Below are 25,385 nucleotides of genomic sequence, written 5' to 3' on the forward strand. Positions count from 1 at the left end.
TCAGGCCCCGTTTTCGGGCTGCTGTGACGGCTCGTCACGGCCCGGCTGCGAGGCCGGGTGTGACGTGGACGACAGTGTCGAAGGGCCCGGTGGGACGGTCGGCGCCGACAGCGCCGGAAAATGTCCGGGCTGCTCGCCGAACTCGAACAGGGACGCGGCCGGCCCGACGATGAGCGGATCCGGGTCGGTGGCGATGCTCAGGTCCTTGCCCGGGTAGTCGAACAGGCGCAGCACGTGGCGCATCGCCTCGAGGCGGGCGCGCTTCTTGTCGTTGCTCTTGATCACCGTCCACGGCGCGTCGGCGGTGTCGGTGTAGAAGAACATCGCCTCCTTCGCCTCGGTGTACTCCGACCACTTGTCGAGTGAGGCGAGATCCATGGGGGAGAGCTTCCACTGGCGGACCGGGTCCACCTGACGGATCACGAACCGCGTGCGCTGCTCGTTCTGCGACACCGAGAACCACAGCTTGACCAGGTGGATCCCGCTGCGCACGAACATCCGCTCCAGCTCGGGGGCCTCCCGGAGGAACTCCATGTAGTCGCGAGCCTCCGCGAAGCCCATGACGCGCTCCACGCCGGCGCGGTTGTACCAGCTGCGGTCGAACAGCACGATCTCGCCGGCCGCCGGCAGGTGGGAGATGTAGCGCTGGAAGTACCACTGGGTGGACTCGCGCTCGCTGGGCTTCTCCAGTGCGACGACCCGTGCGCCGCGCGGGTTGAGGTGCTCCATGAACCGCTTGATCGTGCCGCCCTTGCCGGCGGCGTCGCGGCCCTCGAACAGGATGACGGCCCGCTGGCCGGTCTCCTTGATCCAGTTCTGCAGCTTCAACAGCTCGATCTGCAGGAGTCGCTTGACGCGGTCGTACTCGGCGCGCGAGAGGCGCTCGTCGTACGGGTAGCCCTCCCGCCAGGTGTCGATCTTCGCGCCGTCCGGGCCGATGAGCACGGGGTCGTCGTCGTCGGAGTCGTCCACGTGCAGGCTGGAGTGATCGGCGGCGAGGTGGGCGAGGTGCGGGAGAGCGGGGAAGTCCACCCGTTGACGATCGTCGTACCGGGTGGCGAGCGGGTGAACCGCGGGTGGCCGGCGGGGGCGCCTTCCGGTGTCGGGTCGGGGTTCGTCCAGATGGCCGATTGGGGACTGCCCAAACTGGGGTCTGCACAACAAAAGCCCGCTCACGTGACCGAAATGTGACCATACGAAGGAACCTTTATCGATCCAGTGTGCTTGGCGCCACTCACCCTCACGTCATACGTTGTCGGTCACAACATTTACCCCGCCCCCGCGGGACCCCGACGATGTGGAGAGACGATCATGCGCTTGAGGAAGACTGCGCTCGCGGTTGCGGGGCTGGGCATGTCCCTCGCTCTCGCCGCCTGTGGGCAGAACGCCGCCGCGCCGAGCGCGCCCGCCGGCAGCTCCGCGCCGGCCGCCCCGGCCGCCGGTGCGAAGGTCGGCGTCATCCTCCCGGAGACGGCCAGCTCGGCCCGCTGGGAGGGTTTCGACAAGCCCCTGCTGACCAAGGCCATGGCGGCCGCGGGCCTGCAGGCCGACATCCAGAACGCGCAGGGCGACGAGCAGAAGTTCTCCACCCTCGCCGACGGCATGATCGCCAGCGGCGTCAAGGTGCTCGTCATCGCCTCGATCAGCAGCGAGTCCGGTGCCGCCGTGGCCGCCAAGGCCAAGGCGCAGGGCATCCCGGTCATCGACTACGACCGCCTCAACCTGGGCGGTTCGAGCGACTACTACGTCTCGTTCGACAACGTGAAGGTCGGCGCGCTGCAGGGCCAGGGCCTCGCCGACGCGCTCAAGTCGAAGCCGGGCGCGCAGGTCATCCAGATCGAGGGCGCACCCACCGACAACAACGCCACCCTGTTCTACAACGGCCAGCAGACCGTGCTGAAGCCGCTGTTCGACAGCGGCGCGCTCAAGCTCGTGCAGATGCAGGCCATCGCCAAGTGGGACAACCAGGTCGGCGGCACCACGTTCGAGCAGATCCTCACCAGCAACGGCGGCAAGGTCGACGGCGTCGCCGCCGCCAACGACGGCCTCGCAGGCGCCATCATCACGGTGCTGACCAAGGTCGGCCTCAACGGCAAGGTCCCGGTCACCGGCCAGGACGCCACCCCGGACGGCCTGCAGGCCATCCTGCGCGGCGACCAGTACATGACCGTGTACAAGCCGATCGACCAGGAGGCCGACGCCACCGCGAAGCTGGCCGCCGCGCTCGCCAAGGGTGACAAGGCCGCCGCCGACGCGATCGCGACCGGCAGCTCGGACGACACCAAGGCCAGCCGCAAGGTCCCGTCGGTCCTGCTGACCCCGGTCCTGATCACCAAGGACAAGGTCAAGTCCGTGATCGACGCCGGTGCCGTCAAGGCCTCCGAGGTCTGTGTCGCCGCCACCCAGGCTGCGTGCACCGAGCTGGGCATCAAGTAACTCCGACCCCATCGTGTGCGGGTGCCGTCTGCCAGCAGGCGGCACCCGCACACGTGCACCGGAGGTGCACGCAGTCATGTCCGACGACGCACTTTCTCCCGCGGAGGAGACATCGTGACCGACGACGCACTTTCTCCCGCGGAGGAGACATCGTGACCGAACCGATCCTGCAGCTACGCGGGGTGAACAAGAGCTTCGGCGCCGTCCAGGTGCTGCACGACGTGGACCTCACCGTGCGGGCCGGCGAGGTCACCGCGCTCGTCGGCGACAACGGCGCCGGCAAGTCCACGCTGGTCAAGTGCGTGGCGGGCATCCACCCGATCGACAGCGGCGAGGTGCTCTTCAACGGCGAGCCCGTCACGCTGAACGCCCCGACCGATGCGTCGAAGCTCGGCATCGAGGTCGTGTACCAGGACCTCGCGCTCGCCGACAACCTCGACATCGTCCAGAACATGTTCCTCGGCCGCGAGCGCGGCCGCTCGTGGCTGCTCGACGAGGCGGACATGGAGCAGGCCGCCCGCCGCACGCTGGCGTCGCTGTCGGTCCGCACCGTCACCTCGGTCCGGATGCCGGTGGCGTCGCTGTCGGGCGGGCAGCGCCAGACCGTCGCGATCGCGAAGGCCGTGCTCTGGGACTCCAAGGTCGTGCTGCTCGACGAGCCGACCGCGGCACTCGGCGTGGCACAGACCCGCCAGGTGCTCGACCTCATCCGCCGCCTCGCGGAGCAGGGCCTCGGCGTGGTGCTGATCAGCCACAACATGGCCGACGTCTTCGAGGTGTCGGACCGCATCGCCACCCTCTACCTCGGCCGCATGGTCGCCGAGGTTCCGACGAAGAGCATCACCCACGGCCAGGCCGTGGAGCTGATCACCGCGGGCCGCTCCGGCGATCTCGGCCTGCAGCGACCCGAAAGCGTGACCGTCTGATGCCCGATCTCGAGAAGGCCGCCCCGGCCGCCGCCCCGGCACCCGATGGCGAGCCCACCACCGCTGCCGAGCGGGCCGCACCCGCGTCCACGCGCTCGGCCGACTTCGGCATCGACACCACGGCGAAGTCCACCAGCGAGGCCATCAGCTCCTACGTGTCGAACCTGCGCAACGGTGAGCTCGGCTCCCTGCCCGCACTGCTCGGCCTGCTGGCGCTGTTCATCCTGTTCACGGTGCTCGCCGACAACACGTTCCCGAGCCTGATCAACCTGGCCAACCTGCTCCAGCAGGGTGCCGGCCAGACGATCATCGCGATGGGCCTGGTGTTCGTCCTGCTCACCGGTGAGATCGACCTGGCGGCCGGCACGGCGTCCGGCCTCACCGCGGCGGTCATGGCGTTGCACCTGGTCAGCAACGGCAACCTGCTCGGCTCCATGGGCACGCCGGTGTTCCTGATGTTCGCCGCGGTCGTGCTCGTCGCGATCGTGCTGGCCGTGATGCTCAAGATCTGGTGGGGCGCCGGGATCGGGCTGGTCGCACTGCTGCTGCTGGTGATCGGCTTCCCGCCGAACCCGTGGCTGGAGATGCTGCTCGCCGTCTGCGTCGGCGTGGTCATCGGCTGCGTCACCGGCTTCCTCATCGCGAAGGTCGGCATGCCGTCGTTCGTCGTGACGCTGGCACTGTTCATCGCATGGCAGGGCGTGATCCTGCAGCTCATCGGCACCGGCGGCACGCTGGGCCTGCGCGACCCCGTGATCAACGCGGTGGCCAACGGCAACCTGTCGACGCTCGGCAGCTGGATCCTGTTCATCGTGGGTGCGGGCGGCTACGCCGCGGTGCTGCTCAACCGGCAGGTCTCGCGGCGCAAGCTCGGGCTCGTCGCGCAGCCCACCGGGCTCGTCCTGATCAAGATCGGGGCGGTCGTCGTGCTCGCCGCGATCGCCACGTACCTGCTCACGATCAACCGGTCGCAGAACGACCTGGTGCAGATCGCCGGCGTGCCCTACGTCGTGCCGATCGTGCTCGTGCTGCTCGTCGCGGGCACCTACGTGCTCGACCGCACCCGGTTCGGCCGCCACGTCTACGCCGTGGGCGGCAACGCCGAGGCCGCGCGCCGCGCCGGTATCGACGTCGTGCGCATCCGCGCCACCGTGTTCGTCATCTCCTCGGGGCTGGCGGCGATCGGCGCGATCGTCTACTCGTCGAAGGTCGGATCGGTCTCGCCCGACGCCGGTGGCGGCAACACGCTGCTGTTCGCCGTCGGTGGTGCCGTCATCGGTGGCACCTCGCTCTTCGGTGGCCGCGGTCGGATCAGCAACGCCGTCATCGGTGGCGCGGTGCTCGCCACCGTCAACAACGGTCTCGGCCTGCTCGGTCAGCCCGCGTCGGTCGTGTTCCTCGTGAACGGCATCGTGCTGCTGCTCGCCGCGGGCGTTGACGTGCTGTCGCGGCGTCGATCGGCTGTTCCTCTAAGGTGAGCGGAGCTTGCGGAGCGAACCATCGACACAGCGCCTGGCGCGAAGCGCCGGCTGAGCTCTGCGAGGCCATGCGGTGAGCCGGGCCTGGGGGGGAGACGGTGGGGGTGGGGGCAACTCCACCACCGCCGGCGCCCGGCCCGATGAGGCCAGGCGTCACAACCGGGCCGCACTGATCCGCCGACTGCACGTCGACGGTCCGTGCACGCGCGCCACCCTGGCCACGGAGCTGGGCCTCAACCGCAGCACGATCAAGTCGGTCGTCGACGGGCTCGCCGAGTCCGGCGTGGTCACCGAGGCGGTACCGGCGCAGCGCACCGGCGCCGGCCGCCCGTCGCTGATGGTCCTTCCCGAGCCGGAGTCGGCGGTCGTGCTGGCCGTGGACATCCGGGTCGACCAGGTCGCCATGGCGATGGTCGGCATCGGCGGGCAGGTGCTGGGCCGGCACAGCTGGAACCTCCACAGCCGCACCCGCACACCGGGTGAGGTGATCACGCACGTGGCGGAGTCGGCGCAGCTGCTGGCCGAGGAGCTGGCCGTCACCGCGCACGGCGCCGGTATCTCGGTGCCCGGCGTGGTGCGCCGCGACGACGGGTTCGTGCACGAGGCACCCAACCTCGGCTGGCGTGACGTCGCGATGGGCGCCCGGCTGGGCAACGTGCTGAAGATCCCGGTGCAGGTGGCCAACGACGCCGAGCTCGGCGCGCTGGCCGAGCACGTGCGCGGCGTGGCCAGGGACGCGACGGACCTCGTGTACATCTCCGCCGACCGCGGCGTCGGCGGCGGGGTGATCTCCGGTGGCCGTCCACTGCGCGGTGCGCGCGGCTACGTCGGCGAGCTGGGTCATCTCGTGGTCCGGCCCGGCGGGCGCGACTGCTACTGCGGTTCGCGCGGATGCTGGGAGACGGAGGTGGGTGAGTCGGCGATGTGCCGGGCGCTCGGCCTGCCGCAGTCGGCACCGCGCGGTGTGGTGGTGGCCGAGCTGCGGTCGCTGGCCACGTCGCCGCTGCCCGGGCCGCTCGACGAGTTCACGGAATGGTTGGCCACCGGGCTGGTGTCGGTGGTCAACCTGATGGCCCCCGAGCTGGTGGTGCTCGGTGATCTGTTCACGGCGTTGCCGCCGGCCGTCGTCGGTCGGGTGCGCACGCTGGTGCACGAGCGCAGCCTGGTCAGCCGCGCGCTGGGCGGTATCCGGATCGAGACGAGCCCGCTCGGGCGCGACGCCAAGGTGGTGGGCGCCGCCGAGCTGGCGTTCGAGCCCGTCCTGGACAACGTCTGACGGCAGGTATCGCCCGAACGTGTCAATGCCTGATCCCGACGTCGCACACCTTCTCCCGACGTCGCACAGCGTCGACGCTGTGCGACGTCTTGACTGGGTGTGCGAGGTGGCGTGGGGCGCGCTCGGCCTAGAGTCGCCGCATGGATCTCGGGATCACCGGTCGTCGGGCTGCTGTCGCCGCCGCCAGCAGCGGGTTGGGTTTCGCCAGCGCCGCGGCACTCGCCGCGGAGGGGGCGCACGTCACGCTCTGCGGCTCGGACGAGGGGCGCATCCGCGCCGCGGCCGAGCGCATCGGCGCCGGGTACGTCGTCGCCGACCTGACCACGGCCGACGGGGCCCAGCGGTTCGTCGAGGAGGCTGGTGCGGCGATGGGCGGGGTGGACATCCTCGTCACCAACGGCCCGGGCCCGGCGCCCGGCACCGCGCTGACCGCGCCGTTCGAGTCCTACCAGTCCGCACTGGACGCCAACCTGCTCGCCGTCGTCAAGATGTGCCTCACCGCGATCCCCGGGATGCAGGCGGCCGGGTGGGGCCGGATCGTGGCGATCACCTCGTTGAGCGTGCGCCAGCCGATGGCGAACCTGGTGCTGTCCAACACCGCGCGGGCCGGCGCCACCGGGTTCCTCAAGTCGCTGGCCCTGCAGGTCGCGGGCGAGGGCATCACGGTCAACTCGGTGCAGCCGGGCCTGCACGACACGGCACGGGTGCGCGGCCTCAGCGGTGACGACCCGGTCTCCACGGACGGCATCCCGGCCGGGCGGATCGGCACCCCGGCGGAGTTCGGCGGCATCGTCGCGTTCCTGTGCTCGCAGCAGGCCGGGTTCCTCACCGGCACGGCGATCCCGGTGGACGGCGGGGCGTATCAGGCCCTCCTGTGAGTGCGCCGGTGCAGGGCGTGGGTGCGCCACGTAAGCTCGGCGGGACCCGCGGGAACCTCGCGCTCCGAGGCTGAGAAGACGGCAGGATCGGCCGTCGACCGTTCGTACCTGACCCGGTTAGCACCGGCGTAGGGAGGAACGTCATGGCTGGCGTACCCCGTTTTCGCGTTCTCGCCGTCCTGAGCGCGGTGCTCGCGCTCGTCCTCGCGGCCTGCGGCTCCGGCGGGGCGAGCGCCCCGGCCCCGGGGCTGCAGAAGATCCGCATCGCGCTGGACTGGACGCCCAACACCAACCACACCGGCCTGTTCGTGGCGCAGCAGGAGGGCTGGTTCAGGGCCGCGGGCCTCGACGTCGAGATCCTGCCCTACACCGACACCGCACCCGAGACGCTCGTGTCCTCCGGCGCGGCCGACTTCGGCATCTCCTTCCAGGACGCGTTCACGTTCGCGAAGGCGACCGGGGCCGAGATCACGTCGGTGATGGCGATCGTGCAGCACTGGGACACCCAGATCGCGGTGCGCGCCGACCGGGCCGACATCACCTCGCCCAAGGACCTCGACGGGAAGACCTACGGCGGCTTCGGCGGCCCCGGCGAGCAGGCGAAGATGCGCGCGGTGATCACGGCGGCGGGCGGCAAGGGCGACTTCAAGACCGTTGTGCTGGGCACCTCGGCCTACGAGGCGCTCTACGCCGGGCAGGTGGACTTCACCGAGCCGTTCATCACCGTCGAGGGCGTGGAGGCGAAGCTGCGGGGGGAGCCGCTCAAGACGTTCTCCTACACCGACTACGGCTTCCCCGACGCCTACAACGTGATCCTCATCGGCAACAGCCCGTGGCTCACCGCGCACCACGACCTCGCGAAGGCGTTCGTCGGGGCCGTGCAACGCGGTTACGAGCTCGCCGCGTCGGATCCGGCGCAGGCCGGGAAGCTGCTCATGGCCGCGAACCCCGGCACCTTCACCGAACCGGCGATCGTGACGCAGGGGCTGGACCTGCTCAGCGCCCACTACCTGCGCGACGCTGCGGGGAAGGTGGGCCCGCAGACGCTCGCCACGTGGTCGGGCTACTCGGGCTGGGTGTTCGACTCCGGCGTGCTGACCGGCCAGGACGGCAAGCCGCTCACCGCACGGCCGGACTTCGCCACCTGGTTCACCAACGACTACCTGGGCTCATGACGGCGCGGGTGACGCGCTGGGTGGCCCCGCTCGTCCTCGTGGCGACCGGGCTGGGGATCTGGCAGTGGTACGTCACGGCCTTCGACGTGCGGCCGCAGATCCTGCCGTCGCCGCTGCGGGTGGTGGCGCAGGGCTGGGAGTTCCGCGACCTGCTGTGGGCCAACACGCTCCCGACCCTGTACGAGACGGCCGTCGGGTTCGCGGTGTCGCTGGTGCTGGGCTGGCTGATCGCGACCGTCGTCGACTTCTCGCCGTGGCTGCGCCAGGCGGTCACGCCGCTGCTGGTCGCGTCGCAGACGCTGCCGATCATCGCGATCGCGCCGCTGCTGATCATCTGGTTCGGCTTCGGGCTGCTGCCCAAGGTGCTGGTGATCGCGCTGGTCACGTTCTTCCCGGTGACGGTCGGGCTGATCGAGGGTTTCGCCGCCACCGATCGCCAGGCCACCAACCTGCTGCGCAGCATGGGCGCGTCGCGGTGGGCGCGGTTTCGCTACGTGCGCCTGCCCGGCGCGCTCCCGGGGTTCTTCACGGCGCTGCGCATCGGCATCACCTACGCCGTCACGGGCGCGATCTTCGCCGAGTACGTCGGTGCCACCTCGGGGCTCGGGATCTTCATGAGCCAGCAGAAGAACGCCTTCCGCACCGACCTGGTGCTCGCCGCGGTGGTGGTCACCGCGCTGCTGTCGGTCGCGCTGTTCGGGCTCACGTTCCTCGTGCAGCGCCTCGTGATCCCCTGGAGCCGACGTGGCTGACACGAAGCTGGTGGTCGACGCGCTGTACAAGGCGTTCCCGGGGCCGCTGCCGGTGCTCGACGGCATCGGGTTCGACGTGGCGCCGGGTGAGTTCGTGTCGGTGCTCGGTCCCAGCGGCTGCGGCAAGTCCACGCTGTTCAACGTGATCGCCGGGCTGGAGCGGCCCGACGCCGGACGCGTGCTCGTGGACGGGGTCGACGCCACCGGCCGGGTCGACCCGTTCGCGTACATGCCGCAGCAGGACCTGCTGTTCCCGTGGCGCACGGTGCTCGACAACACCGCGCTCGGGCTGCAGGTTGCGGGCGTGCGCAAGCGGGAGGCGCGGGCCCGAGCCCGGGCGCTGTTCCCCACGTTCGGCCTCGACGGGTTCGAGGACGCCCACCCGGCCGATCTGTCGGGCGGGATGCGCCAGCGGGCGGCGCTGCTGCGCACCGTGCTGCAGGACCGGCCGGTGCTGCTGCTCGACGAGCCGTTCGGCGCGCTCGACTCGCTCACCCGCACCGACATGCAGGAGTGGCTGACGGGGGTGCGCGCCCAGTTCGACTGGACGATCCTGATGATCACCCACGACGTGCGGGAGGCGGTCTACCTCTCCGACCGGGTGGTGGTGCTCTCCCCGCGGCCGGCGCAGGTGCACCGCGAGGTGCTCGTCGACCTGCCGCGCCCGCGCGACGTCGCCGTGATCACCTCGCCGCAGTTCTCGGCCATCGAGCTGGAGTTGCTCGACGCATTGCGCGGCGGCCCGTTGAATCGACGGATATGACGATCCGTGAGCGCGTGAATGCGCAGCGCTGCATCAGTGAATTCCTTTACGCCGGCACGCCGGCGAGGATGCCCAGCCGCTCGGGATTGTTCACATCGGCGAGATCCTCGTATATCGCCATCGTGTCGGGATGATCGCGCCCGAGCAGCGCCGCGCTGTCGGCACCGGCCCGTTCGAAGACGGCGGTGGCCTGCCGGGCGTTGCCGAGTACGGCGTGGCAGGCCGCGACGTTGGAGCGCAGCGCGATCGTGTGCAGGTGCAGCGGCCCGTGCGCCTGCTCCGCGTCGTTGAGCGCGGCCTGCAGCAGCGTGGCCGCCGAGCCGACGTCACCGGTGGCGGCGCGCGTGAGTGCCATCCCCATGCGGGAGGTCAGCGTGTCGGGGTGGGCCGGGCCGAGCGTGCGCCGGCGCTCGGACGTGACGCGCGCCGCCAGCTCCGCGGCGTCGTCGAGGTGCCCGGCCAGGCGATAGGCGGTGGCGAGGGCGTCGCAGGCGGCCAGCGTGCGGGGGTCGTCCTCGCCCAGCGCGCGCTCGCGGTCGACGAGGTTGTCGACGAGGCGATCGATGCCGTCTCGCCAGCGGCCTGCGGCCACGAGTGCGACGCCGAGGTTGCCCGCGACCGTGAGCGTGTCGGGATCGGTGCGGCCCAACTGCGTCTGGCAGCCGGCGAGCACCACCTCGAACAGCTCGACCGCCGCATCGGTGTGATCGGCCGACAGGTGCGCCGCGGCGGCGGTGTGGAGCGCGACGAGCGGGCGCAGGCTCTCCCGGACCGAGGCGGAACCCCGGCCATCGGATTTCGACCACCACGCCATCTCGGCCCCCTACCGCTCGGCTCGTCCGAAAACTACCCCGGCGCGTCCACTGGCGGCGATACCTGAAAGCCCGATCACATGTCATTCCGGCGAAGAATGCAGAATGGTGTTACCGGGGGTGCCTGACCGATGACCAGGAGTGGTTTCCTACGATGGTGGGGTGCACGTGACGCGCACCGCTCGCAAACACGGTATTGCGATGGACGACATCCGCGGCGTGCTCGGTTCACCACTGCGCGTCATCGAGCAGGGTGATCGCGTGCTCTACATCGGCCTGAACGCGCGCAGCGATCTGCTGGAGGTCGTGATCGTGCCGGGGGAGCCCGCCACGGTGATCCACGCGATGCGGCTGCGGCCGGCGAACTACGGGCACCTGAGGCACTGAGGCACTGCTAGCCCGGCGCGCCCATCGCCGTCGAGATCGCGGCCGCCGCGGCGCGCACCATCGCACCCAGCTCCCGCACGCGGGCCGGGGGAGCGTGGGGGGCCAGGCCGACACCGACACCGCGCCCGCGATGTGGCCGGCGTGGTCGAACACCGGCGCCGCGACGCAGCGCACGTCGGGTTCGTTCTCCCGGTCGTCGATGGCGTAGCCGCGGCGGCGCACCCTGGTGAGCTCGGCGCGCAGCGCGGTGGGTTCGGCGATGGTGCGGTCGGTGATCGCGCGCAGTCCCGCGGCGACGGCCTCGTCGACGAGGTCGGCCGGGCCGAAGGCGAGGATCGACTTGCCGACGGCCGTGCAGTGCAGCGGCAGCCGGTGTCCGATCCGCGACGCCATCCGCACGACGGCGGTGTTCTCCTTCTTGTCGATGTAGACCACGTCCAGGCCGTCGCGCACGACCAGGTGACAGGTGCTGCCGGTCTGCTCCAGCAGCCGGGTGAGCTGCGGTGCGGCCACCGTGCGCAGGTCCAGTCCGTCGAGGTAGTGCTGGCCGAGCCGCACCGTGCCGGGTCCGAGGCCGAACCGGCCGGTGCCGGCGTCGCGCTGCAGCAGGTCGGCCTCCAGCAGGGGCGTGCACAGCCGCAGCACGGTGCTCTTGTCGTGGCCGAGCGCGGTCGCCAGCTCGGTCAGCCCGACCCCGCCACCGCCGCGCCCGGCCACGTGCTGCAGCACCGACAGGGCCTTGCGGACCGAGCCCGCGGAGTTGCGGGGCTGGTTCACGTCCCGTCCTCGGGGTGCCACCCGCCCGATCCGGCCCATCCGGTGGCCGCCCACTCCGCCTCGAGATCGCGCGGCCATCCGGCGACCCCGGGTCGTTGCTGCCAGGGGAGCGGCCCGGCGAGCGGGCGGTACTCGACGCCTGCCGCGTCGAGCCGCGGGAGGTGGTGCTCGACGAGCCTGCGGCGGAAGTCGGCGAGGTCGCGCCGGTCCGCGGCCGTCCAGACGACCTCGGCGAACGCCGCGAGCCGCGGGAACGCGGCGAAGTCGACGCGGCGCCCCGAGTCGAGGTGCTCGGCCCAGACCTGGGCCTGCGCGCCGAGCAGCGTGCCGGTCGCGCCGGCGTCGAGGGCCTCCCGGACGGGCGGCGGCACCGGGTCGAAGCCGTAGACGTCGTCGACGGTGCGGACGAACCCGACCGGCACCGGCTCGTCGGGTCCCTCGCCCGCCCGGTGGTCGAGGTAGAGGAACTGCTCGGGCGCGAGGACCACGCCCCAGCCGCCCGTGAGTGCCTGCGCGCCTTGGGTGACCCCGCGCCAGGAGTAGACGACGGCGTCGGCGGGCAGCAGCGGGTCGATCGCCTCGTCCCAGATCCCGGCCCGGCGGCCCCGCTCGGCCAGGTGCTCGGCCAGCCGCGCGACGAACCAGCCGTGCAGCCGGTCGACGCCGTCGAACCCGAGATCGGCGGCGTGCGCCTCCAGTTCGGGGTCACCGTGCCACGGTGTGGTGGGCACCTCGTCGCCGCCCAGGCAGATGACCGGGGAGTCGAAGATCTCGAGCACCTCGTCGAGGATCCCGGCGAAGAACGCGACCGTGGCCTCGGTGGGGCGCAGCACGCCGTCGCTGATCCCCCAGGTGCGCAGGACCGCACGCGAGGCGCCGGGCATCCCGAGCTCGGGGTAGGCCGCGATCGCGGCCTGCGAGTGGCCGGGCACGTTGATCTCCGGCACGACGGTGACGCCGCGCGCAGCGGCGTAGGCGACGATCTCGCGCAGGTCGTCCTGGGTGTAGAAGCCGCCGTGCGGGGTGTCGTCCACCCGCCCGGCGCGCCACGTGCCGACGCCGGAGCCGGAGCGCCAGCCGCCGACCTCGGTCAGCAGCGGCCGCGAGCGGATCTCGACCCGCCACCCCTGGTCGTCGGTCAGGTGCAGCTGGACGGCGTTGAGCTTGTGCGCCGCGGCGAGATCGATCATCCGCAGCACGCCGTCCTTCGGCATGAAGTGCCGGGCGACGTCGAGCAGCAGCCCGCGCCACCCGCACCGCGGCGCGTCGGTGATCCGGACGGCGGGCACCCGCACCGGGCCGCTGCCGGCGCGCCGGAAGGCGGCGGGCCCGAGCAGTTGGCGCAGCGTCTGCGCGGCGGCGTGCGCCCCGGCGGCGTCGGCGGCACGCACCTCGACGCGCTCCGGGCCGGCGTCGAGGGTGTACCCGCCCGCCGGCTGCGCGGAGTCGAGCGCGAACACGGTTCCCCCGCGGCCGGGCGACCCGGTCCGCAGGTCCCAGGTGGCGCCGAAGCCGTCCTCGCCGATCCGCCGCCACCAGCGCGCCGCCGCGAGCAGTTCCGGATCCGACCACACCACCGCGTCGCCCGGCAGCTCGACGTGACCCGCGCGCGGCTCGACCGTGGACGGCTGCGGGATCAGTCCCAGCCCGGGATGCGTCATGCCGCGACGGTAGCGGCGTGATCCGCTCCGATTCCACGGGATCCGCCGTGCCGTTGTGCAGTGCACAACAGCGCCCGGGATCGCGGACCTAGCTGCGCCGCAGCGTCGAGGCGCGCACCACGAGCTCCGGGTCGAACACCACCTGGCGGTGCTCGTGCGGCCCGGTGGTGCGGGCCTCCGCCAGCAGCAGCTCCGCGGCCGTGCGACCGAGCAGGTGCCGCGGCTGTGCCACCGACGTGAGCGGTACGGCCGCGGCCTCGGCGAACTCGATGTCGTCGTAGCCGACGATCGCGAGGTCGTCGGGCACCCGCAGGCCCAGCCGCACCATCTGCTGCAGCAGCCCGAGCGCGAGCATGTCGTTGCCGCAGAACGCGGCGGTCGGGCGGCGGGCGGCCGGCAGCCCTGCCAGGCGCTCCCCGGCGCGGCGACCCTCTGCGACGTTGAGGGCGGCGGTCTCCATCACGGTGAGCTCCGCCGCCCCGCCTGCGGCGGCGATCGCGCGCTCGGCCCCGGCGATGCGGTCGGCGATCTGCCCGATGCTGCGCGGCCCGCCGACGAACGCGATGCGCCGGTGCCCCGTCTCGAGCAGGTGGGTGACGGCCAGCTCGCCGCCGAGCACGTCGTTGACCGCCACCGAGCAGCGGCCGGGCCCCGCGCCGCGGTCGACGATCACCACCGGGGTGCCACGGTCGGCGAGCGCGGCGATCCGCTCGTCGTGGGCGTTGAGCGGCGTGATGAGCACCCCCTCGACCCGCTGCTGCTCCAGCAGGTCGAGGTAGAACTCCTGGCGCTGCTGGTTCTCGCCGGTGTTGCACAGGTACACGGCGAGCCCGGCGCTGTCGGCGGCCTCCTGCACGCCCATGGCGACGTCGGTGAAGAACGGGTTGGACGTGTCCAGCACGACGTAGGCGAGCGTGCGGCTGCCCCCGCCGCGCAGCTGCCGGGCCGACTCGTTGCGGACGAAGCCGAGCGCGTCGATCGCGGCGAGCACCCGCTGCCGGGTGGACTCGGTGACCATCTCGGGCCGGTTGAGCACGTTGGACACGGTGCCCAGCGACACCCCGGCCCGCGCCGCGACGGCCTTCATGCCGGGCGGGCCCTGGGTGCTCACGGGGGAAGGGTACGGCTCGGTTGAAACGTTCTCCGTCACGACACGGCCGCGCGCTCCTGCTCGATCCGCTCGAGGCTCTTGCCCACCGTGTCCGGCATGAAGAAGTACCCGACGATGCCGCTGACCAGCAGGAACGCCGTGAGGAGCAGGGCGACCGGACCGATCTCCACCGCGGCGAGGATCGGCACGAAGAAGCTCCAGACCCCCAGCAGCGTGCGCGCGACACCGAACGTGAAGCCCTGAGCCGTGCCGCGCAGCATGGTGGGGAACAGCTCTTGGCTGAACACCTTGTAGGTGGGCTCGCCTGCCAGCGCGGCGCCGACGCCGAACAGCGCGATGTTGGCGATCACCACCGGGATCGTGAACGGGAACACCAGGTAGATCGCGAACGCGGCCACCTGCAGCAGCGCGCCGATGCCCCACATCAGGCGGCGGGTGCGGTAGCTGCGGTCGTTGAGCCGCATGAACAGGAAGACAGTGGCGATGATGCCGATCACGAACCCGGCGCACGACAGCGCGACACCGGCGGCCTGGGTGCCGGCGTGCAGCGTCTGGATGACGTACGGGGTGAAGATGCCCGACGTGCCGGCGGCCAGCCCCCAGAACGTGTAGATCGTGGCGGTCCAGACCAGCGCCCTGAGGTTCGGTCCGCGGAACAGGGCCCTGACCTGGTGGCCGACCGACTGCGCCGTCTTCGCCGCCGAGGTCCAGCGCGCCGACTCGACCATGCCGCGCCGCAGCGCCCAGGTGATCAGCGCGACCACGAACAGCTGCAGGAACACGATCCGCGTGCCCAGCAGGCCGAGCGGCGTGAGCACGAGCGCCATGACGAGCACGACGACCGGGCCGAGGTTCCAGGCCACCTGGGTGAGCCCCACCAGCCGGCCGCGGCCGCGGGCGGGGGAGAGCTCCCCGACCAGCGCCAGCGACGTCGGGACGTCGGCGCCGACCGCGACACCGACGATGAACGTGCCGATGAACAGCATCGACGGGTCGATCGCGAGCGCGATGAGCAGGATGCCGAGCGCGTAGATCAGCAGGTCCCACTTGTAGATCCGCTTGCGGCCCAGCTTGTCGCCCAGCCGGCCGCCGATGAACGCGCCGATCGCGCAGCCGATCGCGTTGGGGCCGATCGCGGCGAGCGCGCCGACACCGACACTGCTCAGGCCCAGCTCGGACTGGAACAGCGCCAGCCCGGCGCCGAGCGCGACGATCGAGCCGGCATCGAGGTAGGACGCCATCGCGGCGAGCGCGGACCAGCGCCACTGCTGCCTGGTGATGGTGGCGCCGTCGTCCCCGTCGGGTTCGACGCCCACGGTGTCCCGTGCGGTCTCCGGTGTGCTCATGATCGCGCCCTCGTCCCCGTCGACGGTGGATTGAAACGTAATAATTCGGGGAGAGTAGGCAGGGGAGGGATGTGACGCAAGCCGCAGTGTGCCGCCGAGCGCGCACTGGCTCATGATCCAACCCGAACCGCTGCGCGTCGGTCACCCTGGCAGGTGCATCCGGCCCGGACGCGGGGTGATCGCGCGGGCTTGACGGCGCCCGGTGCCCGCTCCTAGGCTCGGAGGCTGCGAAATGAAACGTTTCATTATCGTGTCGACGGACGGCCGAGAGCGCGGCGCGGCATCGCGCCGACTCCTGCAACGAGTACGGAGACCGTGTGACCAGCCTGCAGCCCACACCTGTCCGGTTCGAGCACGCCCGCGACGGCTTCGGCATCGGTGCCGCCACCCCGCGACTGTCGTGGCAGCTCCCCGCCGCACCGGCCGACTTCGCCACCACCGGCTACGAGCTGGAGCTGACCGACGTCGCGGGCGCGGTCACCACCGTCGCGGTGGAGTCGACCGACCAGGTGCTGGTGCCGTGGCCGTTCGCACCGCTCGGATCCCGGGCCCGCGGCTCGGTGCGCGTGCGCATGACGGGGACCGCGTGGAGCGAGCCGTCGCCGTTCGAGACGACGCTGCTGGCCGAGCCGGACTGGTCGGCCCGGTTCGTGTCCCCGCGCAGCATCGCGGGCATCGGCGAACCGGCCCCGATCCTGCACGGGCACGTCGAGGTGCCCACCGCGATCGTCGCGGCCCGGCTGCACGTCACCGCGCTGGGTGTGCACGTCACGTCGATCAACGGCACCCGTGTCGGCGACGAGCACCTCGCGCCCGGCTGGACGTCGTACGCGAACCGGTTGCGCTTCCGCACCCACGACGTCACCGGACTGGTGCGCGAGGGCACCAACGACGTCGACATCCTGCTCGGCAACGGCTGGTACCGAGGGCAGCTCGGGTTCGCCGGACGCCGCGCGATCTACGGCGACCGGCTGGCCGCGCTGGCGCAGCTGGAGATCACCCACGCCGACGGCACGGTCACGACACTGGGCACCGGTCCGGACTGGACGGCCACCGCGAGCAACGTGCTGGCCGACGACCTCTACGACGGGCAGACCACGGACCGGCGTGGCGTCGCCGGGGAGCCTGATGCCGTCGACGTTCTCGACGAGGACCTGGGGCGGCTGGTGGCTCCCGACGGGCCCCCGGTGCGCACGATCGCGACCGTGCCGGCCGTCGAGGTCACCCGCTCGCCGTCGGGGAGGCAGCTCGTCGACTTCGGCGTCAACATCGTCGGGTGGGTGCGGCTGACCGTGCGCGGCGGCGCCCCCGGCCAGGAGATCACGATCCGCCACGCCGAGGTGCTCGAGAACGGTGAGCTCGCCGTGCGCGCGCTGCGCGCGGCGAAGGCCACCGACGTCCACCTGCTCGTCGGGGACGTGCAGGAGGTGCTGGAGCCCGCGCTGACGTTCCACGGGTTCCGCTACGCCGAGATCACCGGCATCGACGTCGTCGCCGCCGATGCCGAGGCCGTGGTGATCGGCTCCGACCTGCGCCGGACCGGGGAGTTCGGTTGCTCCGAGCCCGACGTCGAGACGCTGCACGCCAACGTGGTGCGCAGCATGCAGGGCAACTTCCTCGACATCCCCACCGACTGCCCGCAGCGCGCCGAGCGGCTGGGCTGGACCGGCGACATCCAGGTGTTCGCCCCGACCGCGACGTTCCTCGCCGACTGCGCCGGGTTCCTGACGTCCTGGACGCAGGACCTCGCCGCCGAGCAACACCCCGACGGCTCGGTGCCCTACGTCGTGCCCGACGTGCTGGGCACCTCCGGGCAGGCGGCCGCGGCGTGGGGGGACGCCGCCACGGTGGTGCCGTGGACGCTGTACCAGCGCTTCGGCGACCTCGGCGTGCTGGCCGCGCAGTTCGACAGCATGCGGTCGTGGGTGGACAAGCAGGCCGCGCTGGCGCGGCCGGACCGCGTGTGGGCCGGCGGGTTCCAGTTCGGCGACTGGCTCGACCCGGCAGCACCGCCGGACGCGCCGTGGGCGGCGAAGACCGACCCGGACATCGTTGCCACCGCGCACCTGGCGTACTCGGCGCGGATCGTCGCCGACGCCGCGACGGCGCTGGGCCGCGGCGCGGACGCCCACCGCTACGCCGAGTTGGCGCAGGAGGCCGCGGCGGCCTTCGCGCGGGAGTACGTCAGCCCGTCCGGGCGGATCGTGAGCGACGCACCCACGGCGTACGCGATGGCGCTGGTGTGGGGCCTGCTGGCGGATCCGGTGCAGCGCGACGGTGCCGGACGCAGGCTCGCCGACCTGGTGCGTGCCGAGGCCTTCCGCGTCGGCACCGGTTTCGTCGGCACGCCACTGATCACCGACGCGCTGAGCATGGTGGGCGAGCACCACCTCGCCTACCGGCTGCTGCTGGAGCGCGGCTGCCCGTCGTGGCTCTACCCGGTCTCGATGGGTGCCACCACGATCTGGGAGCGCTGGGACAGCATGCTGCCCGACGGCTCGGTCAACCCCGGTGACATGGTCTCGTTCAACCACTACGCGCTGGGCGCCGTCGCCGACTGGCTGCACCGGGTGGTGGCCGGGCTCGCCCCCGCCGCGCCCGGGTACCGCGAGCTGCGGATCGCGCCCGTGCCCGGCGGCGGGCTGACCCACGCGTCGGCGCGGCACGACACGCCCTACGGGCCGGCCGCGGTGGCCTGGCGCCGCGCGGGCGGGCGGCTCGTCGTCGACGTCGAGGTGCCGTTCGGGACGACCGCGACGGTGGCGTTGCCCGGGGAGCCGGCGCAGCGGGTCGGGCACGGCGAACACCGGTTCGACGTCGCCGACCCGGTCGCGGCGCGCCCGCTGGAGACGGTGCGTGACGTGCTCGACGACGCCGCGCTGTGGGCAGCGCTCGTCGCGGCGGCCGCCGACTTGGGCGTCTCGGCCGATCCGGTGCACCTGGCCGAGCGGCTCTCGCACTACTTCGACAGCCCGGCGGCGACACTGCCCGAAGCCATCGCCCCCAGCTACTTCCCGGGGGCGGAGCAGGTGCACGCGCAGCTGCTGAAGATCATCACTGAGCATCGGGAGAACGCGGCATGACCGACGTCAAGCAGGCGCTGCGGGCGCAACAGATCGAGACGCCGTCATGGGCATACGCCAACTCGGGCACGCGGTTCAAGGTGTTCGCGCAGGCCGGCGTGCCGCGCACGCCGCAGGAGAAGATCGCCGACGCCGCGCAGGTGCACCGGCTGACCGGAGTGGCGCCGACCGTGGCGCTGCACATCCCGTGGGACCGCGTGGCGGACTATGCGGAGCTCGCCGAGTTCGCCGCGGACGCCGGCGTCGGGCTGGGCGCGATCAACGCCAACGTGTTCCAGGACGACGACTACAAGCTCGGCTCGGTCACCAACCCGGACCCGCGGATCCGGCGCAAGGCCACCGACCACCTCCTCGCGTGCGTCGACATCATGGACGCCACAGGCTCGCGGGATCTGAAGCTGTGGTTCGCCGACGGCACCAACTACCCGGGCCAGGACTCGATCCGCGCGCGGCAGGACCGGCTCGCCGCGGCGCTGGCCGAGGTCTACGCGCGGCTGGGCGCCGAGCAGCGGATGCTGCTGGAGTACAAGCTCTTCGAGCCGGCGTTCTACACCACCGACGTGCCGGACTGGGGCACCTCGTACGCCCACTGCATCGAGCTGGGCCCGAGGGCGCAGGTGTGCATCGACACCGGCCACCACGCGCCGGGCACCAACATCGAGTTCATCGTGGCGTTCCTGCTGCGGGCCGGGCGCCTGGGCGCGTTCGACTTCAACTCGCGCTTCTACGCCGACGACGACCTGATGGTGGGCGCCGCGGACCCGTTCCAGCTGTTCCGGATCATGTACGAGATCGTGTCGGCCGACGCGCTGCGGCCGGACTCGGGGATCGCGTTCGTGCTCGACCAGTGCCACAACATCGAGGCGAAGATCCCGGCGATCATCCGCTCGGTGCTCAACGTGCAGGAGGCCACGGCCAAGGCCCTGCTCGTCGACGCCGAGGCGCTGGCCGCGGCGCAGCGCGGCGGTGACGTGCTGGCGGCCAACGCCGTGATGATGGACGCGTTCGCCACCGATGTGCGGCCGCTGCTGCGGGAGCTGCGCGAGGAGCAGGGCCTGGACCCCGACCCGGTGGCGGCGTATCACCGCTCGGGCTACCAGCAGCGGATCGAGGCCGAGCGGGTGGGCGGGGAGCAGGCGGGGTGGGGGGCGTGAGCGGGCGGGTTCCGGATGGCAGGAAAGCCACTTTCCCGCAACGACGTTGCGGGAAAGTGGCTTTCCTGCAACGGGGGAGGGGAGGCGCATGAGCACCGTCGACGACCTGCTCGCCCGCAGCAACCGGCTCGGTGCCGACCCGACCATCACCAACTACGCCGGGGGCAACACATCGGCCAAGGGCTCCGGCCACGACCCGGCGACGGGCGGGGATGTGCCGCTGCTGTGGGTCAAGGGCTCCGGCGGCGACCTGGGCACCCTCACCGAAGCGGGCCTGGCCGTGCTGCGGCTCGATCGCCTGCGCGGGCTCACCGGCTCCTATCCCGGCGTCGAGCGCGAGGACGAGATGGTGGCGGCCTTCGACTTCTGCCTGCACGGCAGGGGCGGCGCCGCCCCGTCGATCGACACGGCCATGCACGGGCTCGTCGACGCCCCGCACGTCGACCACCTGCACCCCGACGCCGGCATCGCGATCGCGACGGCCGCCGACGGGGAGGCGCTGACCAAGGAGATCTTCGGCGACCGGGTCGTCTGGGTGCCGTGGCGGCGGCCGGGCTTCCAGCTGGGCCTCGACATCGCCGCGGTCGCGCAGGCCCATCCGCAGGCGATCGGGGTGATACTGGGCGGGCACGGCATCACGGCATGGGGCGACACGAGCGACGAGTGCGAGGCGCGGTCGCGGGAGATCATCGCGACGGCGCAGGCGTACCTCGACTCCCGGGGCGCGCCGGAACCGTTCGGCGCGGTGCGTGCCGGATATGAACCGCTGCCCGACGTCCAGCGCCGTGCGCGGGCAGCGGCGCTCGCCCCGGTGGTGCGCGGGCTGGCCTCGACCGACCGCCGACAGGTCGGCCATTTCACCGACACACCCGCGGTGCTGGACTTCCTGGCGCGCGAGAAGCTCGGTCCCCTGGCCGCGCTCGGCACCTCGTGCCCCGATCACTTCCTGCGCACCAAGGTCGCCCCACTGGTGCTGGACGTGGCGCCGTCGGCGCCGCTGGAGGACGTGGTGGCGCGGCTGCGGGAGCTGCACGCCGCCTACCGCGACGACTACCGGGCGTACTACGAGCGCCACGCCACCCCGGCGTCGCCCGCGATGCGCGGCGCCGACCCGGCGATCGTGCTCGTGCCCGGCGTCGGGATGTTCAGCTTCGGCGCCGACAAGCAGACCGCCCGGGTGGCAGGCGAGTTCTACGTCAACGCGATCACCGTGATGCGCGGTGCGGAGGCGGTGTCGACCTACGCGCCGATCCCGGAGTCGGAGAAGTTCCGCATCGAGTACTGGGCGCTGGAGGAGGCCAAGCTGGCGCGGCGCCCGAAGCCCCGTGCGCTGGCCGGCCGCGTCGCGTTCGTGACGGGCGGCGGTTCCGGCATCGGGCGGGCGATCGCGGTGCGGCTGGCGGCCGAGGGCGCGTGCGTGGTCGTCGCCGACCGGGACGCCGACGCCGCCGCAGCGGTCGCGGAGTCACTGGGCGGCTCCGACGTGGCCGTGCCCGCGACCGTGGACGTGACGTCGGCGGCGGCGGTGGCTGCGGCCGTCGACGCGGCGGCACTGGCGTTCGGCGGGGTGGACCTGGTGGTGAACAACGCCGGGCTGTCGATCTCCAAGCCGCTGCTGGAGACGTCGGAGAGTGACTGGGACGTGCAGCACGACGTGATGGCGAAGGGCTCGTTCCTCGTCGCGCAGGCCGCGGCAAGGGCCATGATCGCGGACGGCGGCGGCGGCGACATCGTGTACATCGCGTCGAAGAACGGGGTGTTCGCCGGACCCAACAACGTGGCCTACGGCGCGGCCAAGGCCGACCAGGCCCACCAGGTGCGGTTGCTCGCGGCCGAGCTGGGGGAGCACGGGATCCGGGTCAACGGCATCAACCCCGACGGGGTGGTGCGCGGGTCGGGCATCTTCGCCGGCGGCTGGGGCGCGCAGCGGGCCGCTGTCTACGGGGTCCCTGAGGAGGAGCTGGGCGCCTTCTACGCGCAGCGCACGCTGCTCAAGCGCGAGGTGCTCCCCGAGCACGTCGCCGCCGCGGTCGTCGCGCTGACGGCCGGGGACCTGGCGCAGACCACGGGCCTGCACATCCCGGTGGACGCGGGTGTGGCGGCGGCGTTCCTGCGATGAGCGTGCGCGTCGCTGCGGTCGATCTCGGCGCGTCCAGCGGTCGGGTGGTGGTGGCCGAGATCGGCCCGGACCGGCTGGAGCTGACCGAGGTCCACCGCTTCCCCAACATCCCCGTCCGGGTGCGCGACACCCTGCACTGGGACGTGCTGGGCCTCTACCGGGGCGTGCTCGACGGGCTGCGCGCCGCCGGGCCGCACCTGGACGCCGTCGGGGTGGACGGGTGGGCCGTCGACCACGGCCTGCTCGACGCGTCCGGGGCGCTGCTGGGCAACCCGGTGCACTACCGCGACGCGCGCACCGACGGCGTGCCCGAGCGGGTGCCCGTGCCCTACGCCGTGACGGGTGTGCAGGTGCTGCCGATCAACACCGTCTACCAGCTCGTCGCCGCAGCCGGCACGCCGCAGCTCGCGGCCGCCCGGCAGCTGCTGCTGATCCCCGACCTGATGGCCTACTGGCTCACCGGCGCCCGCGTGGCCGAGGTGACCAACGCGTCCACCACCGGGCTGCTCGACGTCGCGGCGCGGCGCTGGGCGCCGGGCGTCATGACCGGGGCGGGGATCGACCCCGCACTCTTCCCGCCGCTGGTGGAACCGGGGGAGCGTCTCGGCGCGCTCGCGCCGCAGGTGCTGGCGGAGGCCGGTCTCGACGGCGACGTCCCGCTCATCGCGGTGGGCTCGCACGACACGGCCTCTGCGGTGGTCGGCGTGCCCGCGGACGGGGAGCGCTTCGCGTTCGTCGCGACGGGCACGTGGTCGCTGGTCGGGGTGGAGCTCACCGCGCCGGTGCTGACCGAGGCGAGCCGGGCGGCGAACTTCAGCAACGAGCTGGGCGTCGACGGCACCGTCCGGTACCTGCGCAACGTCATGGGGCTGTGGCTGCTGCAGGAGTGCCTGCGGGAGTGGCCCGACGCCGAGCTCGACGACCTGCTGGCCGCGGCCGCCCGCGAGCCGGGCCTCGCCGCGGTGGTGGACGCGGGCGACCCCGCCTTCCTCGCGCCCGGGAACATGCCCGCGCGGATCACGGCGGCCTCCGGCGCGACGTCGCGGGCCGGGATCGTGCGCTGCATCCTCGACAGCCTCGCGCTGGCCCACCGCCGCACCGTCCGGGAGGCGGTGGCGCTCTCGGGCCGCGACGTCGACGTCGTGCACGTGGTCGGCGGTGGGGCCCGCAACGCGCTGCTGTGCCGGCTCACGGCCGATGCCTGCGGCCTCCCGGTGATCGCCGGTCCGGTCGAGGCGGCGGCGCTGGGCAACGCGCTGGTGCAGGCCAGGGCGCTGGGCGCGGTGGCAGGCGGGCTGGGGGAACTGCGCGCCCTGATCCGCCGCACCCAGCCGCTCACGCGCTACGAGCCCCGCGGCAGTGCAACCTCGGGGGAGGCGGCGGCCTGGGATGCGGCGGATGCGCACCTCCATCGCGACGGCCCCTGACCGCGGCTCGCACACACCGCAGAGGCACCGCACACACCGTGCGCGGTGTGTGCGGGCGCGCTGCGGTGTGTGCGAGCGTCAGGTGACCACCGGCAGCTCCAGCTTGCCGCCGTGCACCGTGTGCACCGCGGGCTTGAGGGTGGCCGCCACCAGCGGCGGCTCGCCGGTGCCGGGGTTGCGGGCCCAGCGCGGGTGCGCCCCGCCCGCCACCAGCAGCCGCAGCCGGTGGCCGACCCGCAGCCGGTGGGCGCACGGGTCGAGCTCCAGGCGCAGGGTGCGCGGGGTGCCGGCGGGGTGGGAGGCGTCGAGGCGCAGCAGCGTGTCGGAGACGTTGTGCGACCGGCCCTTCGGATCGACGTCGCACAGCCGCACGAACACGTCGACGTGCGGGTTGTCGCTGCTGTGGGTCAGCTCCAGCACGGGGGAGCCGATGACGTCCAGGTCGGCCGAGAGCGGCTCGGTGGTGAACGTGACGACGTCGGCGCGCGCCTCCAGCTCCCGGTTGTCGTGCACGCCCGCGCCGGCGGTGAGGACGCGCCCGCCGACCGACGGGGTGGGGTCGGCGGGGTCGTAGCGGAACGTCGCCAACGGCCCGTCGCCCTCGGACCGGGCCCTGCCCAGCGCCCCGTGCGGGCGCAGCCAGCGCTCCTGCGTCGTGGCGGCAGGCGGCCAGGCCGGCAGCTCGCGCCACTCGTCGGCCCCCGTGACGTTGATGCGGACCGGCGCCGACCGGGTGCGGCCGGTGGCACCCGCCAGGTGCTCGTCGAGCCACTGCAGGGTCTCGCGGCCGGAGATGCCCGAGCCGCGCAGGGCGAGCCCGAGGTGCGTCCACGGACCGACCGTCAGCGCGACGTCCACCCCGCGCTCGTGCAGGGCCGTGTACTGCTCGATCGACTGCCGCAGGAACAGGTCCTGCCAGCCGCTGATCAGCAGCACCGGCAGGTCGACGGTCGACAGCGCGCCGATCGCCTGCCGCGGGCCCCAGTAGGCGTCCTTCGGGTCGGGGTGCCCGACCCACTTCGCGTACCAGGGCGCCTGCCCGGTGAGGAACCCGTCGCTGGCGGCGCCCAGCGGCAGCGTGTTGAGCGCCGCGGTGAGCTTCTTGCGGCCCGCGGCGCCCTTGAGCACGCGCGAGACCAGGCCGCCGCCGTCCTCCTGGTGCACGATCTGATGGCTCCAGGACAGGAAGTCGTTGAGCGAGAACGTGCCGCTGCCGTAGACGACGTCGCCCATGTCGTGCGGGCCGACGAGCACGACGGCGGCCTTGAGCTCCGGCGGCGGGTCGGCCAGCAGTGCCCACTGCGTCCAGCCCAGGTAGGACGCGCCGGTGGTGGCGAGGCGGCCGTCGAACCACTCCTGCTCGCGCAGCCAGGCGACGGTGTCGTGGGCGTCGTCGTGATCGGTGCCCATCGGGTCGAACTCCCCGCCGGAGCCGAACGTGCCCCGGCAGCTCTGCACGAGCACGTGGTACCCGCGAGCGGCCAGCGTCCGCGACGTCATGACGTCGAGCGGGCCCATGCGGCCGTAGGGCGTGCGGGTCAGCACGGTGCCCAGCGGGTGGTCGGTGAGGGGGACGTAGTGCTCGCTCACCAGCACCGCGCCGTCGCGCATCGGGGTGCGCTCCTCGCGGCGGGTGTAGCCGGTGCGCGCGGCCGGCAGCCGCAGCAGCCGGGTCGCGATCCGGTCCGCGAGGTCGTAGCGGTTGCCGCCGATGCTGCCGGGAACGGACAGCGCCTCGCCGGTGATGCTGCTGGTGTCGGTCACCCCACCATGGAGCCACCCGCATCGGCGATCGTCAACGTGCCTCGCCCGAATTCGCCTCTA

General features: G+C 72.5%; 19 protein-coding genes and 1 riboswitch. Of the genes, 12 read left to right on the plus strand and 7 right to left on the minus strand.

The window, feature by feature from the left end; translation table 11 throughout:
* On the minus strand, nucleotides 1–1,032 hold the full coding sequence (gene ppk2 / locus ACFPFQ_RS13030; protein ID WP_379618281.1) for a polyphosphate kinase 2: 1,032 nt from the start codon (nucleotides 1,030–1,032) through the stop codon (nucleotides 1–3).
* A 279-nt stretch (nucleotides 1,033–1,311) separates the two neighbouring features.
* Here ppk2 and ACFPFQ_RS13035 point away from each other — a divergent pair, with 279 nt between their 5' ends.
* The 8 genes from ACFPFQ_RS13035 (at nucleotide 1,312) to ACFPFQ_RS13070 (ending at nucleotide 9,684) form a co-directional block, all read left to right on the plus strand.
* Nucleotides 1,312–2,436 carry a sugar ABC transporter substrate-binding protein gene (locus ACFPFQ_RS13035; RefSeq protein WP_379618283.1) on the plus strand — a complete coding sequence of 375 codons (1,125 nt, stop codon included), beginning with the start codon at nucleotides 1,312–1,314 and terminating at the stop codon, nucleotides 2,434–2,436.
* Nucleotides 2,437–2,588: 152 nt separating this feature from the next.
* Nucleotides 2,589–3,362, plus strand: coding sequence for an ATP-binding cassette domain-containing protein (locus ACFPFQ_RS13040; protein ID WP_379618285.1), 774 nt, complete (start codon nucleotides 2,589–2,591; stop codon nucleotides 3,360–3,362).
* Entirely contained in the window at nucleotides 3,362–4,840 is a 1,479-nt protein-coding gene (locus tag ACFPFQ_RS13045; RefSeq protein ID WP_379618287.1) for a sugar ABC transporter permease, read from the plus strand. The genes ACFPFQ_RS13040 and ACFPFQ_RS13045 overlap by 1 nt, the downstream gene beginning before the upstream one ends.
* Nucleotides 4,841–4,913: 73 nt before the next feature.
* On the plus strand, nucleotides 4,914–6,116 hold the full coding sequence (locus ACFPFQ_RS13050) for an ROK family protein (RefSeq protein ID WP_379618289.1): 1,203 nt from the start codon (nucleotides 4,914–4,916) through the stop codon (nucleotides 6,114–6,116).
* A gap of 140 nt (nucleotides 6,117–6,256) precedes the next feature.
* Entirely contained in the window at nucleotides 6,257–6,994 is a 738-nt protein-coding gene (locus tag ACFPFQ_RS13055) for an SDR family oxidoreductase (protein ID WP_379618291.1), read from the plus strand.
* Between the two features lie 38 nt (nucleotides 6,995–7,032).
* Nucleotides 7,033–7,146, plus strand: a riboswitch (TPP riboswitch).
* Nucleotides 7,138–8,169 (plus strand): ABC transporter substrate-binding protein, encoded by a 1,032-nt coding sequence (locus ACFPFQ_RS13060; protein ID WP_379618293.1) that lies wholly within the window; start codon nucleotides 7,138–7,140, stop codon nucleotides 8,167–8,169. Its footprint overlaps the riboswitch before it by 9 nt.
* Entirely contained in the window at nucleotides 8,166–8,921 is a 756-nt protein-coding gene (locus tag ACFPFQ_RS13065; RefSeq protein WP_379618295.1) for an ABC transporter permease, read from the plus strand. Before ACFPFQ_RS13060 ends, ACFPFQ_RS13065 begins: the two co-directional genes overlap by 4 nt.
* Nucleotides 8,914–9,684 (plus strand): ABC transporter ATP-binding protein, encoded by a 771-nt coding sequence (locus ACFPFQ_RS13070; RefSeq protein ID WP_379618297.1) that lies wholly within the window; start codon nucleotides 8,914–8,916, stop codon nucleotides 9,682–9,684. Before ACFPFQ_RS13065 ends, ACFPFQ_RS13070 begins: the two co-directional genes overlap by 8 nt.
* 46 nt (nucleotides 9,685–9,730) lie before the next feature.
* Here the strand turns inward: ACFPFQ_RS13070 and ACFPFQ_RS13075 are convergent, their stop codons facing one another.
* The 5 genes from ACFPFQ_RS13075 to ACFPFQ_RS13095 form a co-directional block, all read right to left on the minus strand.
* Nucleotides 9,731–10,498 (minus strand): tetratricopeptide repeat protein, encoded by a 768-nt coding sequence (locus tag ACFPFQ_RS13075; protein WP_379618299.1) that lies wholly within the window; start codon nucleotides 10,496–10,498, stop codon nucleotides 9,731–9,733.
* Nucleotides 10,499–10,724: 226 nt separating this feature from the next.
* Entirely contained in the window at nucleotides 10,725–11,660 is a 936-nt protein-coding gene (locus tag ACFPFQ_RS13080) for an IclR family transcriptional regulator (RefSeq protein WP_379618301.1), read from the minus strand.
* Entirely contained in the window at nucleotides 11,657–13,321 is a 1,665-nt protein-coding gene (locus ACFPFQ_RS13085; protein WP_379618303.1) for a beta-N-acetylhexosaminidase, read from the minus strand. Before ACFPFQ_RS13085 ends, ACFPFQ_RS13080 begins: the two co-directional genes overlap by 4 nt.
* An 88-nt stretch (nucleotides 13,322–13,409) precedes the next feature.
* Nucleotides 13,410–14,408 carry a LacI family DNA-binding transcriptional regulator gene (locus ACFPFQ_RS13090; protein WP_379618423.1) on the minus strand — a complete coding sequence of 333 codons (999 nt, stop codon included), beginning with the start codon at nucleotides 14,406–14,408 and terminating at the stop codon, nucleotides 13,410–13,412.
* 59 nt (nucleotides 14,409–14,467) lie between these two features.
* Complete coding sequence (locus ACFPFQ_RS13095; RefSeq protein WP_379618305.1) at nucleotides 14,468–15,778, minus strand: MFS transporter; 1,311 nt, start codon at nucleotides 15,776–15,778, stop codon at nucleotides 14,468–14,470.
* 317 nt (nucleotides 15,779–16,095) lie between these two features.
* Here ACFPFQ_RS13095 and ACFPFQ_RS13100 point away from each other — a divergent pair, with 317 nt between their 5' ends.
* The 4 genes from ACFPFQ_RS13100 to ACFPFQ_RS13115 all read left to right on the plus strand — a co-directional run bounded on the left by ACFPFQ_RS13100 (nucleotide 16,096) and on the right by ACFPFQ_RS13115 (nucleotide 23,561).
* Nucleotides 16,096–18,861: a family 78 glycoside hydrolase catalytic domain gene (locus ACFPFQ_RS13100; protein ID WP_379618307.1), complete on the plus strand. Its 2,766-nt coding sequence runs from the start codon at nucleotides 16,096–16,098 to the stop codon at nucleotides 18,859–18,861.
* Nucleotides 18,858–20,015, plus strand: coding sequence for an L-rhamnose isomerase (gene rhaI, locus ACFPFQ_RS13105; RefSeq protein WP_379618309.1), 1,158 nt, complete (start codon nucleotides 18,858–18,860; stop codon nucleotides 20,013–20,015). The genes ACFPFQ_RS13100 and rhaI overlap by 4 nt, the downstream gene beginning before the upstream one ends.
* Nucleotides 20,016–20,103: 88 nt before the next feature.
* Complete coding sequence (locus ACFPFQ_RS13110) at nucleotides 20,104–22,134, plus strand: bifunctional aldolase/short-chain dehydrogenase (RefSeq protein ID WP_379618311.1); 2,031 nt, start codon at nucleotides 20,104–20,106, stop codon at nucleotides 22,132–22,134.
* Nucleotides 22,131–23,561 (plus strand): rhamnulokinase, encoded by a 1,431-nt coding sequence (locus ACFPFQ_RS13115; protein ID WP_379618313.1) that lies wholly within the window; start codon nucleotides 22,131–22,133, stop codon nucleotides 23,559–23,561. Before ACFPFQ_RS13110 ends, ACFPFQ_RS13115 begins: the two co-directional genes overlap by 4 nt.
* A 78-nt stretch (nucleotides 23,562–23,639) precedes the next feature.
* Here ACFPFQ_RS13115 and ACFPFQ_RS13120 read toward each other — a convergent pair whose 3' ends face one another.
* Nucleotides 23,640–25,325 carry a CocE/NonD family hydrolase gene (locus ACFPFQ_RS13120; RefSeq protein WP_379618315.1) on the minus strand — a complete coding sequence of 562 codons (1,686 nt, stop codon included), beginning with the start codon at nucleotides 25,323–25,325 and terminating at the stop codon, nucleotides 23,640–23,642.
* Between the last annotated feature and the right edge of the window lie 60 nt (nucleotides 25,326–25,385).

The organism is Pseudonocardia sp. GCM10023141 (assembly GCF_042653605.1).